Raw genomic sequence first — 14586 nt, forward strand, 5'->3', positions numbered from 1 at the left:
AAAAAGATATAATTTCCTTATAGAAAAGCGTTATCTTATTTCTAATTAACCCTAAGGAGGTTATCTAATGGCCAAAGCAGAATCCGCCGTAACTACGACATATTGGCAGGAAGTCATGCAGAAGCTCGAAAACAAATTGCCAGGGATGAAAAAAAACATTGGGGATAAATGTCCTCATTTTGCCGGTGATAATGGGAAGTATGATAACATCAATACCGATTGGTGGGTTTCAGGTTTCTGGCCGGGTATGCTGTGGATTATGTACGATATGACAGGAGAGGAAAGCTACCGGGATGCGGCATGGTCGTGGGATGAAACTTTGGAGCAATGGTTTATAAGATCAACAGGAGAGCTTCATCACGATGTTGGCTTCCAGTTTCTCTCTACTGCTGTGATTAAACATAAAATTACAGGTGATGAATACGCTCTCAGACGTGGTCTGGAGGCAGCCAATTTCCTTGCAGGACGCTATAACCCGGCAGGCAAATTCATTCGTGCGTGGAATGAAGACAAATATGGCTGGGCCATCATTGATTGCATGCTGAATATCTCTTTGTTGTTCTGGGCTTCAGAAGTGACGGGAGATCCACGCTACAAACATATTGCCATTAGCCATGCCGAGACGACCATGCAGTACGGTGTTCGTGAAGACGGATCGACCAAACATATCCTTTCCTTTGACCCGGAGGATGGTCGTTATATTGAATGTTTTGGCGGACAGGGATATGCTCCTGAATCCTCATGGAGTCGTGGTACCTCATGGGGATTATATGGGTTTGCCAATACGTATCGTTATACCCAGGATGAGCGTTTCCTGAACACAGCGAAACGAATCGCCCATTACTTTATTGCTGCGCTTCCAGAGGATCATGTACCTTACTGGGATTTCAGACTTCCTACCCTGGATGGTCAATCCCGAGATAGCTCTGCAGCAGCAATCGCCGCATCCGGTCTGCTGGAACTGGCCGCCGCCGTTCCTGAAGGTGAAAAACGACTCTATGCCGATGCAGCCGAACAAATTCTGCGTTCCTTAACAGAGAACTATGCAGTTTGGGATCAGCCAGAGCATGAATCGATTCTGCTGCACGCCACAGGCAGCGGCAATTCCTTCATCGATGTCTCCCTGATCTATGGAGATTATTATTATCTGGAGGCCATCGCGAAGTTGAATGGATGGAAACATCGGGTGTATTGATTTTGTTTTGTGAGTAGGACTCCAATAAAATGAAGCCAGATCTCACAATATCTGTGGGACTGGCCTCTTTTCCATGTTTATTTAACTACGACTCCAACTTTCTCCCTAACGTAATATCCACATCCTCGAAGTTCTCCACGGCTGTCTTTTTTTCATAAAAATGCACCGCATTTTCCATAATCCCTTCCCTTGTATAGAAAGCATCCTCTGCCTCTAGTGGAAAAGTAACCTTCTCTCCCGTACTAGCCGATTTATAGATACCAACAATGAGTTCCAGTGTATTCCGACCACTCTTCCCATCCACCAGAAGCGGTGATTCTGTCTCAATGGCGTTTAGCACATTCTCTACTTGCCCGGTATGCCCCACATGAGTAACATCTGGTAATTCGTCAGCGAGTTTCTGAATCTGTTGTTCCAGATCTGGATTGGGTTCTGGGAATCCATTCGTTCGTGCCGTAGAAGCAACGACCTTCCAAGGCGCAGATACCCTGGCCTCTTTACCCTGAAAAATCAACTGCTGCTCCTCTCCGTGGTGTACCACGGAACTGGTGATCATACCAAGTGCTCCTTCTTGGAATCGAAGCATCGCCATGGAAATATCCTCTACTTCGGCATTATCATGCGCCGTATTCGCCATCATGGCCTGCAATTCCACCGGAGGACCCATCATCCAAAGCATCGCATCAATATGATGTACCGCATGATTAAGAGTACAGCCTCCACCTTCCTTTTCCCATGTACCACGCCACCACAGATCATAATAATTATGGCCCCGCCACCAGAACGAATCGACCTGTACGTGGACAATGGGACCCATAAGTTTGCTATCCAACACATCTTTTAGTTTCATCATCGGTGTCGTAAAACGATTCTGCGCCACAACCGATAGCAGCTTACCACTCTTTTGCGCCGCTTCCAGCATCATATCCGCCTCTTGCAAAGAAGAGGCCATTGGTTTTTCGACAAGCACATGTGTACCTGCATGCAGAAAATCACATGTGATCGGTGCATGGGTATACGGAGGGGTACATACCGAAACCAAGTCAATGTTTTGATCCAGCAATTCATGATAATCGGTAAAAGCTCGTGCTCCTTTCAATCCATATTCGTTAATTTGTTTCTGTGCTTTTTCCGTGTACATATCCACCACAGCTATGATTTGACATCGTTTAGGAAATGCCAAATACGCTGTAATATGCGCTGCACTGATCGCGCCTGCTCCAATAATGGCTACTTTTAACATGAATGCATACCTCCCTTATTCCCTTCACAATACACAATAATAAAGCGCTTTTATGCGTTCATCTTGTGATAAAATGAAACTATATTGCGCTCTTGAAGGGGAGGCATTCCTAATGGCCATCATCACTGAGGATCAATTTAATCTGGCATGCCGTCGCACCTCCACCACTGCGTTCCGAGAGGTTTTTCACGCTCATTCACAGATGGAAATCACGTATATCCATGATGGATATGGACAGCTAATAACCGAGGGTCAGGCATTCTCCCTTGAACCGGGTACGCTGATGATATTCCGCCCTTTTCAGCTGCATCAGATCCAGATTCAAGTCACGAAAGAACATCCCTTTATCCGCAGCGTACTAATGTATGAGCAGCACCTGCTGAACCCGCACTCTCGGCAATTTGCCGTATCAAATCGTTTTACAATGGACCTTCTCGGGCAAACATCTCCGCTTCAACCGATTCGTCTTTCCCCTTCATCCCAAATGGTTCAGATGATTGAGCAATTTGCCGATATTCTACCTACATTACTTCCACATGAAGTGGAAGAGGATACACGAGTCTTTTTACTTGGACTGCTCGCACAACTTCGCTACCTTTGGAAAGACAGGCAGTATCCCAGCTCTACTACGCTCCCAACGAGTCCTCCCGCTCTGCATCCTCATGCTGAGGCTGTCATGCAGTGGATTGAAGAGCACTACAATGAACCGTTTCGTCTGGAGGATATCGCAGATACACTGCATCTCTCGCCTTATCATTTGTCCCATATATTTAAAAAAGCTACCGGTACCACCATCGTTGCTTACGCCCAAGCTACACGTATTCGTCATGCTTGTGTGTTACTCACAAGTACCACACATACTGTTCCGGAAATTGGCCACCGTGTAGGCATATCCAGCCCATCTTATTTTTGCAAAGTCTTCCGCAATGCAACAGGCACTACGCCGCATCAATATCGGCTGAATATGCAACGCAGATAAGAAGATTATCTACAAAATCATTTCTACAAAATAAAAAAGGAGAAAAAGGAATAAACTCCCTTTCGCTCCTCAGCCCCTAACACAACCTAAGCTACTCACCCGGTTTGCGTACATCCAGTCCCAACTTCTCCAAGAAGGGAAAAATCTGCTCACGTACCTGCTTCAGTTCTTCTTTCTGCTCCGCAGACAATCGTTCTTCATGCATGTTCCCATCCTGATCCATCACCATGGCTTCATATTGCTTCATCTGTTCATATAACGATTTGAACTCGGTAAACTGCTCCTTGGAAAACTTCGTCTCTGCCATTGCTAGCTGTTCCTTCCAAAATTGTTCCTGGTCCTTAGGTTCTTTTGGAGAGTCTGCACTTGCTGCTTCCAGCTTTTCAAAAAAAGGTTCCAGTTCTGCAGTAAGACGATTAAACTCCGTCTGTTGTGTGACACTCCATTGCTCGGGGTGCATCTCTCCCTGTTGATCCGCATTCTTCAAAGCCATTTGCCCCATTTGCTTCATCAGATCCATAAATTGAATGAATTCCTCTTCACTTAAATGTGCTTTGGCTGTCTGGAGCTTCTCTTCCAGTCTCATATAATCCTCCGATGTTCCACCCACCGCTGATATATTTTCCTGTGAACCATACATTTCGTTAGCCAATTAGGAATACCCCGCATAGGCTCCCGTAGGAAAGATGAGGACAGCAGCCAGCAGAACAGTAACCAGCCATTTTTTCCGATGTCTTTTGAGACGTGATTCACGTCGAACAGCATTTAAGATTTTATGTTTTGTTCTATCAGAAATTGTCCAGTTTTTGGTCTCTTCCTGGTAGGCTGTTCGCAGCTGTTCATCGAGATTCATGCAAATCCTCCACCTTTCCCCGAATACCTAGGTTCAACTTCTGATTCTGCCTCAGCTTGGTTAATGCCGCATGAATACGCGATTTCACCGTTCCTATTGGAATTTCCAATATGCATGAAATCTCTTCTTGCGTGTACTCGTTCAAATAGTGAAGAGTAATGGCCTGCTGGAGCTTGTACGGCAATCGGTGCACTTGTTCAACATCTTTAACCTGATCCATATCCCCATCTTTGATGCCAACTGCAACATTTTTACCGTTTCGTAGACATAGCCAATGCCTTGACCAACGCCTTGCTGTGATACTACAGCATCACCAAGTTCAGAGAACCCTTCCTTAACCTTATAATCATCCTTCTGGAATAGTCCTACTCCAACATAAACCGTACCGCTTGCAACCTTTCCAAGAAGCTCCCCCTGTCTTCGATGTGCCCGCTCAGCTCCATCCCCAAGTTCTTTAATAGTTTAACTATTGAATATTTCACCAGCAACCCTAACCGATCCACCATTTAATTTGGCCGTTGCTTTACCAGCGAATGTCCCAAGTTCTTTTAAAATCCCATATCAATCGACTCCCTCTGTTAAGACTATAAGCGTCAGATCTCACAATTTACTTACTTAATCTTTTCTTTAGTTGTTGCGTCAATATCTAAAACACCCAACTCTTTCTTCAATGTCACCAGCCCTGCCACTCCATCAAGGAAATTATCTTGAGCAAGTGCAGTATCCGTATTCATTTCTTCGAGGTCTTCCAGTTCACCTTTGGAGTAAAAGTTACTAAGCCTCCACATCGCATTAGATTTGAAGGTATAAGAATACTCAAAATCTTCTTGAATGCTCTTTAACTCACTTTTTCGTTCTGTAGTTAGCCCTCTTGGAATATCAATATCTTTAATACGATTTGCCGCCACTCTATACTGTCTTTCAGCTTCCTCGATCATCTCCAAATTCGGGATAGTTTCTATCGAAAAATCTTTCAATTCTTCGGCTACTTCATTTCCCAATTTCGATAGACCCTTATCAATTTCATTAACTTGCTTTTCAAATTCAAGGACAATTTGACCTTGTTCTTCAACAGAGCCTTCGCTAAAATGCTGAACAACACTATTGCAGCCTTTAACAGCGAGAATAACCAAGAAAATCAACACGATAATAAAAATAGATCCCCATGTACTACCCGACTTTTCTTTACTCATCTGAATTCCCTCCATGTTGAATGAATGATAGTGTAATTATTAAACGTGAGATTCTACCTTTCTCCCTTGATCATAGCTCCAAATTTTTCCTCATCTTGCTATCACTCATCATGTTGTTAATACTTCCAATTGATACCGCTATCTATTATGTCGGCAGTTTAGTAGGTCAAATTTACTATATAGATAACAATTAGTGACGATATTTCGAAATAAATCTCATGTTGACTTGATCTCATGAACGGTAATATCAGGACTATAGGTGAAAATGCGAATTTGGATGGAATAGATGCTTTGTTTAAAACATTAAAAGCCGAATATAATTAGTCTAAAATCCTGATAAGCATTCGGCTCGAAAGTATCGTTTTTAACCAAGAATTTGATTTTTTATGCAAAAAAGACTACTTGTGATAATCAATTTGGCTTAATTCGTTTTCAAGTTCACTCCATTCAAATACTTCGTCAAACTCATCTAGGACGTCTAACTCGTCTTCAATGTGACCATATAAATCCTTAAACTTACCTCCATATTTCTTTTCATATTCATTAATTTCTGAAACAAGGAAAGTAGTACGTTCTTCCATTGATTGCTTCTTTTTTAGTTGTTCTTTATATTTCATTTCTAAATCGTAATAAGTACCTTCTCGCTAAAGGATATATCTTTTTTCAACCTCATAATCTCGCTTACAGGCAAGTTAGTTAATTCAGGTGTACTATCCTCATCGAAACCTTCATTTAATATTCTTGAGGCAATTACTTGTTAAGTTATTTTCTATGTATTAGCTTTTATATCACGTACCTCTTCAAAGAATCTAACGACCGACTTCCCTACTGAGTATTTTTTGATTTTGAGCTATATAGAACCAATTCAAATCAAATTCTGCATATCCATAATCCATTGCATAACTTGCAATTCCACGAATACACTCATTAGAATATTGGACAAGTTCTTTACAATGACTACAGTAATAACAAGGAATATTGTAGATTGTAACTTTCTCATGCTTACCAAATATCTGCTGTAAATTCTGCTGGTAAATCCAAAGTGTGCATCTCTGCTACATTCGATGATATACAGGGCAAGTCATTACTTCTTTAAACCTGATTAAAAACCCTATTACTTTGTAGAAAGATAAAAATAACTGTCCCCGATCCAACCTACCTTAATCCCTTACCCCACAAGGTCTCACCGCCATTTTCGAGATAAAAATTCCTGTCCCAAAAATACTAAAAAAAGCCCTGAAAACTGGAAAGAAACTGGTTCAATTGTGAAGGAAACGACTAATAATTCGTGTCCCTGAAAGGATAGAGAAGTGCCTGAGAAAAAGTTTGAATCAACTGCTTTCAATCCCCAAAAGCCTTGATTAGAGTGGGTTTCTGCTTGATTACCTATTCGGGATTTTGGATGGGAATTCTCTGCTGGGATGATTTTGGGGATGAGAAAAAGACTGGAGGGATTGGTGGCGAAAAGCGGCAACCAAGTTCCAGTCTTTGGTGGTTTGGGGACAGTTAATTTTAGTTAGGGACAGTTAATTTGAATTTGGACAGGAATTATTCATGGGCTAAACCATCCGCTGCCTCATCGCTTCAAACAACAAGATCGTCGCCGCCATCGCGGCATTAAGTGACTCTGCCTGTCCCTGCATCGGAATTGTAATTGCATCGTCCACCAGTTGTGCAGTAGACTCCGATATGCCCTTGCCCTCATTACCGATCACAAGCCATACCGATTGTGTAAAATCATAACTGTAGCACGAATACTCTGCCTGCAAAGACGTACTAACCAACTTTACACCCGCAGCTTTTGCTTCAGGCAGCAACGACTCCAACTGCCCTTCGACAATGGGTAAATGAAACAATGAGCCCATCGTCGAACGGATCGTTTTCGGATTATAGACATCGGCACAACCCGCACCGAGCACAACACCTGCCGCACCCGCTGCATCCGCACTGCGAATGATCGTCCCCACATTACCAGGATCCTGAACATTGTCCAATACCACGACCAGCCCCTTGGAGGAAGACAACAAGCTTTGAAGCGGTTCACGACCTTTATGTACAATGGCAAAAACAGGTTGGGGGGTCATCGTATCCGTACACTTGGCGATAACTGCAGGAGATACACTGATCCATTCCACACGCTGAAGTGGAGCCTCCAGTCCAGCCAGTTCCTTGGGTACACCCTGCTCCCCATCGTAAACGATGCATTCCAGATCTGCCCCTGCACGCAGCGCTTCCTGTACGAGATGAATGCCTTCAATAATATATTTATGTTGACGGGTACGGTGCTTTTTCTCCAGCAGCTGTGCCCATTCCTTCACACGTGTATTTTGCGGTGATACAATATCCATCTTTCCATCCTTCCCGTCTGCGGGATTTTTTATCAACATGTTACATGACGAATTGAATTTCCCGCCTAAAGATTGCTTCATCATCCCATCATTATACTTATCACTTTGGATACGCAAGCTCCATTTTCGTCAAATGGTCTTTGTGACCAACAATGATCAGCACATCCCCGTCCGCAATCCGATCTTCCGCATACGGAGAGATATTCATCGAATTCCCACTGCGGATCGCCATCACGTTACACCCGAAACGAGCACGAATATTTAACTCCAGCAGATTTTTACCAATCATTTGCTCGGACGCTCTCATCTCCAAAATGCTGTAATCCTCAGATAACTCGATGTAATCGAGAATGTTTGGAGATGTCAGATGATGGGCTACACGCAGTCCCATATCCCTCTCAGGATAAATTACCTTGTCCGCTCCGATCTTCTGCAATACTTTACCATGAAGCTCATTTTGTGCTTTTACAATCAGAACAGGTACACCCATATCCTTCAGAATAAGGGTCGTGAGAATACTCGACTGAATATCTTCACCAATCGCCACAACGACGACATCAAAATTCCTTATACCCAGCGCCCGCAGCGCTTCTTCATCCGTTGAATCTGCCGATACGGCATGAGTCACCACATTGGACATTTCCTGGGTCCGCTGCTCGTCCGCATCAATTGCCAATACGTCGAATCCCATGCCGCTCAGGGCATTGGCTACACTTGATCCGAACCGCCCCATGCCAATGACGGCATATTGTTTTTTTGCCATTAGGGTCTAACCTCCCGCTGCACTTCAGCATTACGCATCTATTGGTAGTCTATTTTTCAATTAAAGGGTGAATGTTTACTTAAATATCCTTCGTAGTATACCACAAAGCCCAATAAACTTGAATGCGCTCACGCTTCCCAGGGAACAGTATTAGAGCAGCCGAATATACGAGGAGGGACTTGCGATGCCAATTACATTAAGCCTGCGTGAAGCGATTGTTCATAAGGTTCATGATAAAAGTGATGATCAGCTCCGGGAGATGATCGAAGGTTCTGTAGATGGACCGGAAGCAGCATTACCCGGACTTGGTGCCATTTTCGAAATGATCTGGAAGAACACGGAACCTGCCAAGCAGGAAGAATTAATTCAAATCGCGCAGGAGCATCTGCACACCATTCCCGTTCAACCCATCAGATAATTGAAGCCTTGGAGGGAAAGGTACCATCATCACGTTGTTCTGTCTGCAAAGAAAGATTTTGGCTCATTGGTCTGGATGATGCCTTGCTCCAAGAGCAAGCCAGTTATATCCCATTAGACTAATTAGTCTCCTCAACCAAACAAGGTACAGCCACTGAGCATAACTCAGGAGGTTGTACCTTGTTTGTGTATACCAGTATTTTAGAAAAGGAGAAAGCGGTTCAATTAAATATTTTAGCGATTTTATCAAACAAAGCTGATATTTCTTCATCTCCAGCAGTGGATGTATCCGTATTCCCCCATGCATTCTTAAGTGCAGCCAGAAGATCATTCTCATCATCCTCACCCGAAGAGGCAGCCCCTGATCCCGAGCTGGTAATGAGACTTTGCAACTCACTCAGCAAGGATTTCTTTTCATCAACAGTAAGCGCGTTGTTCATTGTGTTATCTTGGTTCTGCTCGTTAGAATTTTCTTGAATATTCCATGCAAATGGCGGCATAATCCCACCCATAGCTTGCATCATTGGAGGTGTTCCATTGCGATCAGAACGCGATGAATCATTTGCTGGCGGAGGTTCAGGGCGTTGGCTTTGAATCATTTCAGCTACCTGGTCAAACAGATCGGAGATATCCTCATCCGTTGCTGATGAGAGGTCCTGACCGGATAACAAATCAGATATGGAAGCCAAAGGGGTCACCGTGCTGCCACCAATCTCATTTGTTACTGCTGAAGCATCTGAAGAAGACAGATAACTTTGCAGATCAGATAACAGAGATTTCTGTTGATCCGTCGTCAGTATAAACGCATCCTCGCTTCGATTGTACGTTCTGCTGTAGTTTTCTGTTGGGAGTGAGGACTGTACCCCTCCAGCATATTCTGCAAATTCTTTGCTTAATTCAAGTGAATCAGCAGCCTTTCTTTGCGCAGTGTCGTATTCCAGGCTATTTAACTTGTTTTCGTTTGCCTTTACTGAATGATCATAGGACGTTGTGATCGAATGCCTGTTAATGGATAGTGACAAAATAGATCTCCTCTCTCTGTGTACATATATGAGTAGCCGTACCGTACACTTCAATTTAATCGGTTGCCAAACTGAATTTAACCTGAGAGCAGACTGAATGATGACTGAATGTTATTCTCCCTTTTTCCCTAATGCGGGGGAAAACCTTAATGAGATATAAACGCTGGGAACGACAAAAATGACCTAAACCCCTCTGATCAGGGATTAGGTCATTTGTTTCTGCTGTCTTTACTAGTTTAGGAAGAAACGGCTTATGGAGCTGTCTCCAGGAATTTCGCCGTCGGGTTTTTGTCCATTGCGGTTCTCATCGCGTATTCATTTTCGAACAGGACAACATAATTACCCTTTTTATCTTTTACCAGAGTGGAGTTGATCCGGAATTTACTTGGGTCCAAGTTCTCGTCCACGATCCAGCGCGCGAATTGATAAGGCATGCGCTGCAATTGCACGTCTACCCCATACTCGCCCTTCATCCGGTATTCGAATACTTCGAACTGGAGTTGACCAATTACGCCGAGAATGGTCTCGTCGAAACTTACGGTCTGGAACACCTGAATGGTTCCTTCCTCCGTCAACTGGTCAATCCCTTTTTGGTACTGTTTATGTTTCAACGCATTTTTCACGGTAACTTTGGCGAAAATCTCTGGTGAGAATGTTGGCAATTCCTCAAATATAACTTCGCTGCCTTGGCTCAGTGAATCTCCAATCCGGAAGATACCTGGGTCGAACAAACCGATAATATCGCCTGCATACGCCTCTTCCACAATATCCCGGTCTTGTGCCAGGAACTGCTGTGGTTGGGACAACTTGATCTCTTTGCCCACACGGTTATGCTTCACACTCATCCCACGTTGGAACTTGCCTGACACAATACGCAGGAACGCAATACGATCGCGGTGTGCAGGGTTCATGTTCGCCTGGATTTTGAAGACATAACCGCTGAATTTCTCATTCGTCGGCTGAATCTCTCCTGCTGTACTACGACGAGGTTCAGGCTTCGGTGCGAGTTGCAGGAAATTCTCCAAAAACGTCTGCACGCCGAAATTATTGATGGCACTACCGAAGAATATAGGTGTCAGTTCCCCACGCTGTACTTTCTCCATGTCGAACTGGTCTCCCGCTACATCAAGCAGTTCCAGGTCCTGACACAGTTGATCATGCAGATACTCCCCTGCCATCTCGCGGATAATCGGATCTTTGTAGCCATCTACTTTTTGTACTCTAATGGTCGAATGATCGTCCCCTTGGAACAATTCCACCTGATTTTTCATTCGGTCATATACACCGCACAGCTCGCGACCTGTACCAATTGGCCAGTTCATCGGTACCGAGCGGATACCCAGTACATTTTCGAGTTCTTCCATCAGATCAAACGGGCTTTGTCCTTCACGATCCAGCTTGTTGATGAACGTAAAGATGGGAATACCACGCTTCGCACAAACCTGGAACAATTTGATCGTCTGTGCCTCGACGCCTTTCGCCACGTCAATCAACATCACCGCGCTATCCGCAGCTGTCAGTGTACGATACGTATCTTCACTGAAGTCCTGGTGACCTGGTGTATCCAGAATATTGACACGATGATCCAGATAATCAAACTGCATGACGGAAGATGTAACCGAGATCCCCCGTTGCTTCTCAATTTCCATCCAGTCACTTGTTGCATGTTTGCTTGCTTTCCGAGCTTTTACTGTACCGGCAAGACGAATCGCGCCCCCGAACAGCAATAGTTTCTCGGTCAATGTCGTTTTACCCGCATCCGGGTGAGAGATAATGGCAAACGTCCGGCGTTTGTCCACTTCCTGTTGAAGAATGTTATCTGCAGCTTTGCTCATAGATTCTATCCCTTTCGTCCGTTCATTCACGTTAATCCGGCAAGGCCGGTCTACCATTCAATCTTTATGCAATCCGGCTATGCCGGTTGATTGTACATTCGCATTTCGCATATGAGGCAATTAAGCATCCTATGTTAATTTTACACATTTACAACGGAGTTCATCCTCCCTAAGCATTGTGCTTCCATTCATGCCGTAGACCTGATTTAGTATCCAACTTTCCTATTGTACCATAATCTTTACCGAAAATAACCGATTACGTACAGCAGATTCTTCTCTTTTCCGAATGCAAAAAAAGAGCACCCTTCCGCCATCATTATGGCATCCAGGTACTCATTATTCATTTCGCTTGCCACTCTTAGAAAATTAATGCGTCCAGTGCGTATTGTCCTCCACCTGTCAAAGCTAGTGCTACACCAACCACCAGGATCGCAAGGTTATATTCAAATCCGTTTTGCGTGGACCAGTATCCGTTCGCACCATGAACCTTCACAATCGCAATAACCATAGTCAGAGCAATCAGAATGCCGCCTACCGGTGTGAGCAAACCCAGAGCCAGCAGCAATCCGCCACCGAATTCAGCCAGCCCTGCCAGTAACGCAACCAATGCGCCGGGTTTCATCCCCATCGATTCAAACCAGCCGCCCGTTCCCTTGATTCCATATCCCCCGAACCATCCAAACAATTTCTGAGCCCCGTGCGCCATAAACGACAATCCAATCACCAAACGAATCAACAACAATCCTACATCCAACATTTTCTTTTCCTCCATTCAATATATACAAAATAGTATTCTTAGATTAAAGATATTATGCTAAATTTTTTTCTTCATGAATGTATTTCGTAACCCCTTCACGTGGTTCACATTTTATCTCATGAATAATGTACGTTTCCGATTCGTCATCGGGTTTCGTATGTCTTTTGCGTAATCTCTTTATCTCTTGAGTTGAGTATAAGTTATATACTTACTTTTTGTCAATAACTTATTTTATTATATGTAAAGTTTTACACCCCTCACTTCTCCATCGTAAAAAAGACCTGACAAGAGCGCATCTCTGCGTTCTTCCCAAGCCTTCTTTATAACAGTGTTAGTCTTTTCACCAATAGCATGACTTTGATCTAACCAAATCCCTGCCACTCGTGATTGTTATTCCCGCGATTAATTATTCACTTGCCAGACGACACTGTCTTCGTCCTGACCGTTCACCGGCCACCAGTGGAAGCCGTCCTGTTCCAGCAGTTTACCTGTTGCTTCAGGACCCCACGTACCTGCTGGATACGTATGCAGCTCACCGTGATTTTCCGCCCAAGCCGCCGCAATCCGGTCAACGAAGGACCATGCTGTAGCAACTTCATCCCAACGGGTAAAGTAGGTGGAGTCTCCTTCTGCTGCATCATGCAGCAGACGTTCATACGCCTCCGGCGAGTTGATTCCAATCATGCAGCTCTGACAGAAGTCCATCGCCAGCGGCTGAATCTCGGAGTCGGACCCCGGCTTCTTGGCATTGATTTTAATATAAATACCTTCCATCGGATTTACCCGAATGACGAGCAAATTCGGCTCCAGTTTATACTTTTTGCCCAGATAGACGTTACTCGGCATGGATTTGAATTCAACCACGATTTCGGTCGTTTTCACCGGAAGGCGCTTGCCTGTCCGTATATAGAACGGCACACCCGCCCAGCGGAAATTATCCACAAATACACGTGCCGCAAAGTAAGTCTCCGTATTGGATTCCGGATCAACCTTGTCCTCCTGGCGATAACCGGGAAGCTGCTTGCCACGATACTCCCCTTCGGTATACTGCCCGCGCACAACATTAGTACTCACTTCTTCATTCGAGGTGAACGCACGCAGAGAACGCAGTACCTTAACCTTCTCATCGCGGATGTCCTCTGGGAATAGGCGGCTTGGCGGCTCCATGGCAATCATCGTCAACATCTGCAGCATATGGTTCTGTCCCATATCGCGCAATGCTCCCGAATGATCGTAGTATCCACCACGTTCTTCCACACCAACCGTCTCTCCCAGAGTAATCTGAACGTTGGCAATATGTTTGTTGTTCCAAAGCGGCTCGAAAAAGGCATTACCAAAGCGAATCACTTCGATATTCTGTACCATTTCCTTGCCCAGATAGTGGTCAATGCGATAAATCTCTTCCTCACGGAACACTTCACGAATCTGCTCATTCAGATGCTCCGCAGATTGCAGATCATATCCAAATGGTTTCTCAATCACCAGTCGATTCCACCCGCGGCTCTCCAGCATTCCACCATCACGCAAACTATATGACACGCTGCCGAAGAGCTCAGGTGCCAGCGCCAGATAGAACAGACGGTTACCCGGTGTGTTAAACTTCGCTTCCAAACTCTCTGTCTGCTCACGTAATTCTTTGAAACCGTCCACGTTATTGATATCTAGTGATTTATACTCAAAATGTTCGACAAAAGCGTTCCACTCATCGGGTTCCCCCGCTGGATAGCGGCAAAACTCCTTAATGGATTCATAGATGTCTTCCCGGAATTCTTCTGGTGACCTCGGACGACGCGCTACACCAATAACCGCAAAATCTTCGGCTAACTTACCTTCGCGGTAGAGACTGTAGATAGCCGGAAACAGCTTCCGGCGGGCCAAATCACCCGTTGCTCCAAAAATGAAAAATACTGCACCTGGTGTCTGCACTTCATCTTGCATTTGTTTTTCGACCATGGGCTCCTCTTTCTTTCCGGGAAGACAT

The 14586-nt window shown here is 44.5% G+C and carries 14 protein-coding genes and 1 pseudogene; 3 read left to right on the plus strand and 12 right to left on the minus strand.

Annotation, left to right across the window (positions count from 1 at the left end; genetic code table 11):
• Positions 1 to 67 precede the first annotated feature (67 nt).
• Positions 68 to 1195 (plus strand): glycoside hydrolase family 88 protein, encoded by a 1128-nt coding sequence (locus PTQ21_RS00190; protein WP_274568468.1) that lies wholly within the window; start codon positions 68 to 70, stop codon positions 1193 to 1195.
• 85 nt (positions 1196 to 1280) lie between these two features.
• On the opposite strand, the gene PTQ21_RS00195 is transcribed toward PTQ21_RS00190, so the two are convergent.
• Positions 1281 to 2438 carry a Gfo/Idh/MocA family protein gene (locus tag PTQ21_RS00195; RefSeq protein WP_274568469.1) on the minus strand — a complete coding sequence of 386 codons (1158 nt, stop codon included), beginning with the start codon at positions 2436 to 2438 and terminating at the stop codon, positions 1281 to 1283.
• Positions 2439 to 2550: 112 nt separating this feature from the next.
• Here PTQ21_RS00195 and PTQ21_RS00200 point away from each other — a divergent pair, with 112 nt between their 5' ends.
• The gene (locus PTQ21_RS00200) at positions 2551 to 3417 is read left to right on the plus strand and encodes an AraC family transcriptional regulator (RefSeq protein WP_063566155.1); all 867 of its coding nucleotides are present in this window, start codon (positions 2551 to 2553) and stop codon (positions 3415 to 3417) included.
• Between the two features lie 91 nt (positions 3418 to 3508).
• On the opposite strand, the gene PTQ21_RS00205 is transcribed toward PTQ21_RS00200, so the two are convergent.
• From PTQ21_RS00205 to PTQ21_RS00235, 7 genes and pseudogenes are all read right to left on the minus strand, one after another.
• Positions 3509 to 4069, minus strand: a complete 561-nt coding sequence (locus tag PTQ21_RS00205) for a DUF3600 domain-containing protein (RefSeq protein ID WP_274568470.1) — start codon at positions 4067 to 4069, stop codon at positions 3509 to 3511.
• Positions 4070 to 4270, minus strand: a complete 201-nt coding sequence (locus PTQ21_RS00210) for a hypothetical protein (RefSeq protein WP_274568471.1) — start codon at positions 4268 to 4270, stop codon at positions 4070 to 4072. It abuts the gene before it with no gap.
• Positions 4257 to 4478 (minus strand): annotated as a pseudogene (locus PTQ21_RS00215) (sigma factor-like helix-turn-helix DNA-binding protein); the annotation flags it as partial. The pseudogene PTQ21_RS00215 and the gene PTQ21_RS00210, both read right to left, overlap by 14 nt.
• 403 nt (positions 4479 to 4881) lie before the next feature.
• Positions 4882 to 5463, minus strand: a complete 582-nt coding sequence (locus tag PTQ21_RS00220; RefSeq protein WP_269054125.1) for a hypothetical protein — start codon at positions 5461 to 5463, stop codon at positions 4882 to 4884.
• Positions 5464 to 5861: 398 nt separating this feature from the next.
• A complete protein-coding gene (locus tag PTQ21_RS00225; RefSeq protein ID WP_274568472.1) occupies positions 5862 to 6044 on the minus strand; it encodes a hypothetical protein in 183 nt (60 codons plus the stop codon).
• Between the two features lie 978 nt (positions 6045 to 7022).
• Positions 7023 to 7811, minus strand: coding sequence for a TrmH family RNA methyltransferase (locus PTQ21_RS00230; RefSeq protein WP_274568473.1), 789 nt, complete (start codon positions 7809 to 7811; stop codon positions 7023 to 7025).
• Positions 7812 to 7911: 100 nt separating this feature from the next.
• A complete protein-coding gene (locus tag PTQ21_RS00235; protein ID WP_064635682.1) occupies positions 7912 to 8574 on the minus strand; it encodes a potassium channel family protein in 663 nt (220 codons plus the stop codon).
• Positions 8575 to 8758: 184 nt separating this feature from the next.
• Here PTQ21_RS00235 and sspI point away from each other — a divergent pair, with 184 nt between their 5' ends.
• The gene (gene sspI / locus PTQ21_RS00240) at positions 8759 to 8992 is read left to right on the plus strand and encodes a small acid-soluble spore protein SspI (RefSeq protein WP_062324046.1); all 234 of its coding nucleotides are present in this window, start codon (positions 8759 to 8761) and stop codon (positions 8990 to 8992) included.
• Between the two features lie 220 nt (positions 8993 to 9212).
• Here sspI and PTQ21_RS00245 read toward each other — a convergent pair whose 3' ends face one another.
• The 4 genes from PTQ21_RS00245 to zwf all read right to left on the minus strand — a co-directional run bounded on the left by PTQ21_RS00245 (position 9213) and on the right by zwf (position 14558).
• A complete protein-coding gene (locus PTQ21_RS00245; RefSeq protein WP_090954716.1) occupies positions 9213 to 10013 on the minus strand; it encodes a hypothetical protein in 801 nt (266 codons plus the stop codon).
• Positions 10014 to 10264: 251 nt separating this feature from the next.
• A complete protein-coding gene (locus PTQ21_RS00250; protein WP_063566161.1) occupies positions 10265 to 11848 on the minus strand; it encodes a peptide chain release factor 3 in 1584 nt (527 codons plus the stop codon).
• A 358-nt stretch (positions 11849 to 12206) separates the two neighbouring features.
• A complete protein-coding gene (locus PTQ21_RS00255) occupies positions 12207 to 12605 on the minus strand; it encodes a DoxX family protein (protein ID WP_053783291.1) in 399 nt (132 codons plus the stop codon).
• A 402-nt stretch (positions 12606 to 13007) separates the two neighbouring features.
• Entirely contained in the window at positions 13008 to 14558 is a 1551-nt protein-coding gene (zwf, locus tag PTQ21_RS00260; RefSeq protein ID WP_090810576.1) for a glucose-6-phosphate dehydrogenase, read from the minus strand.
• Positions 14559 to 14586: the final 28 nt, after the last annotated feature.

Source organism: Paenibacillus marchantiae (genome assembly GCF_028771845.1).
Taxonomy (GTDB): domain Bacteria; phylum Bacillota; class Bacilli; order Paenibacillales; family Paenibacillaceae; genus Paenibacillus; species Paenibacillus marchantiae.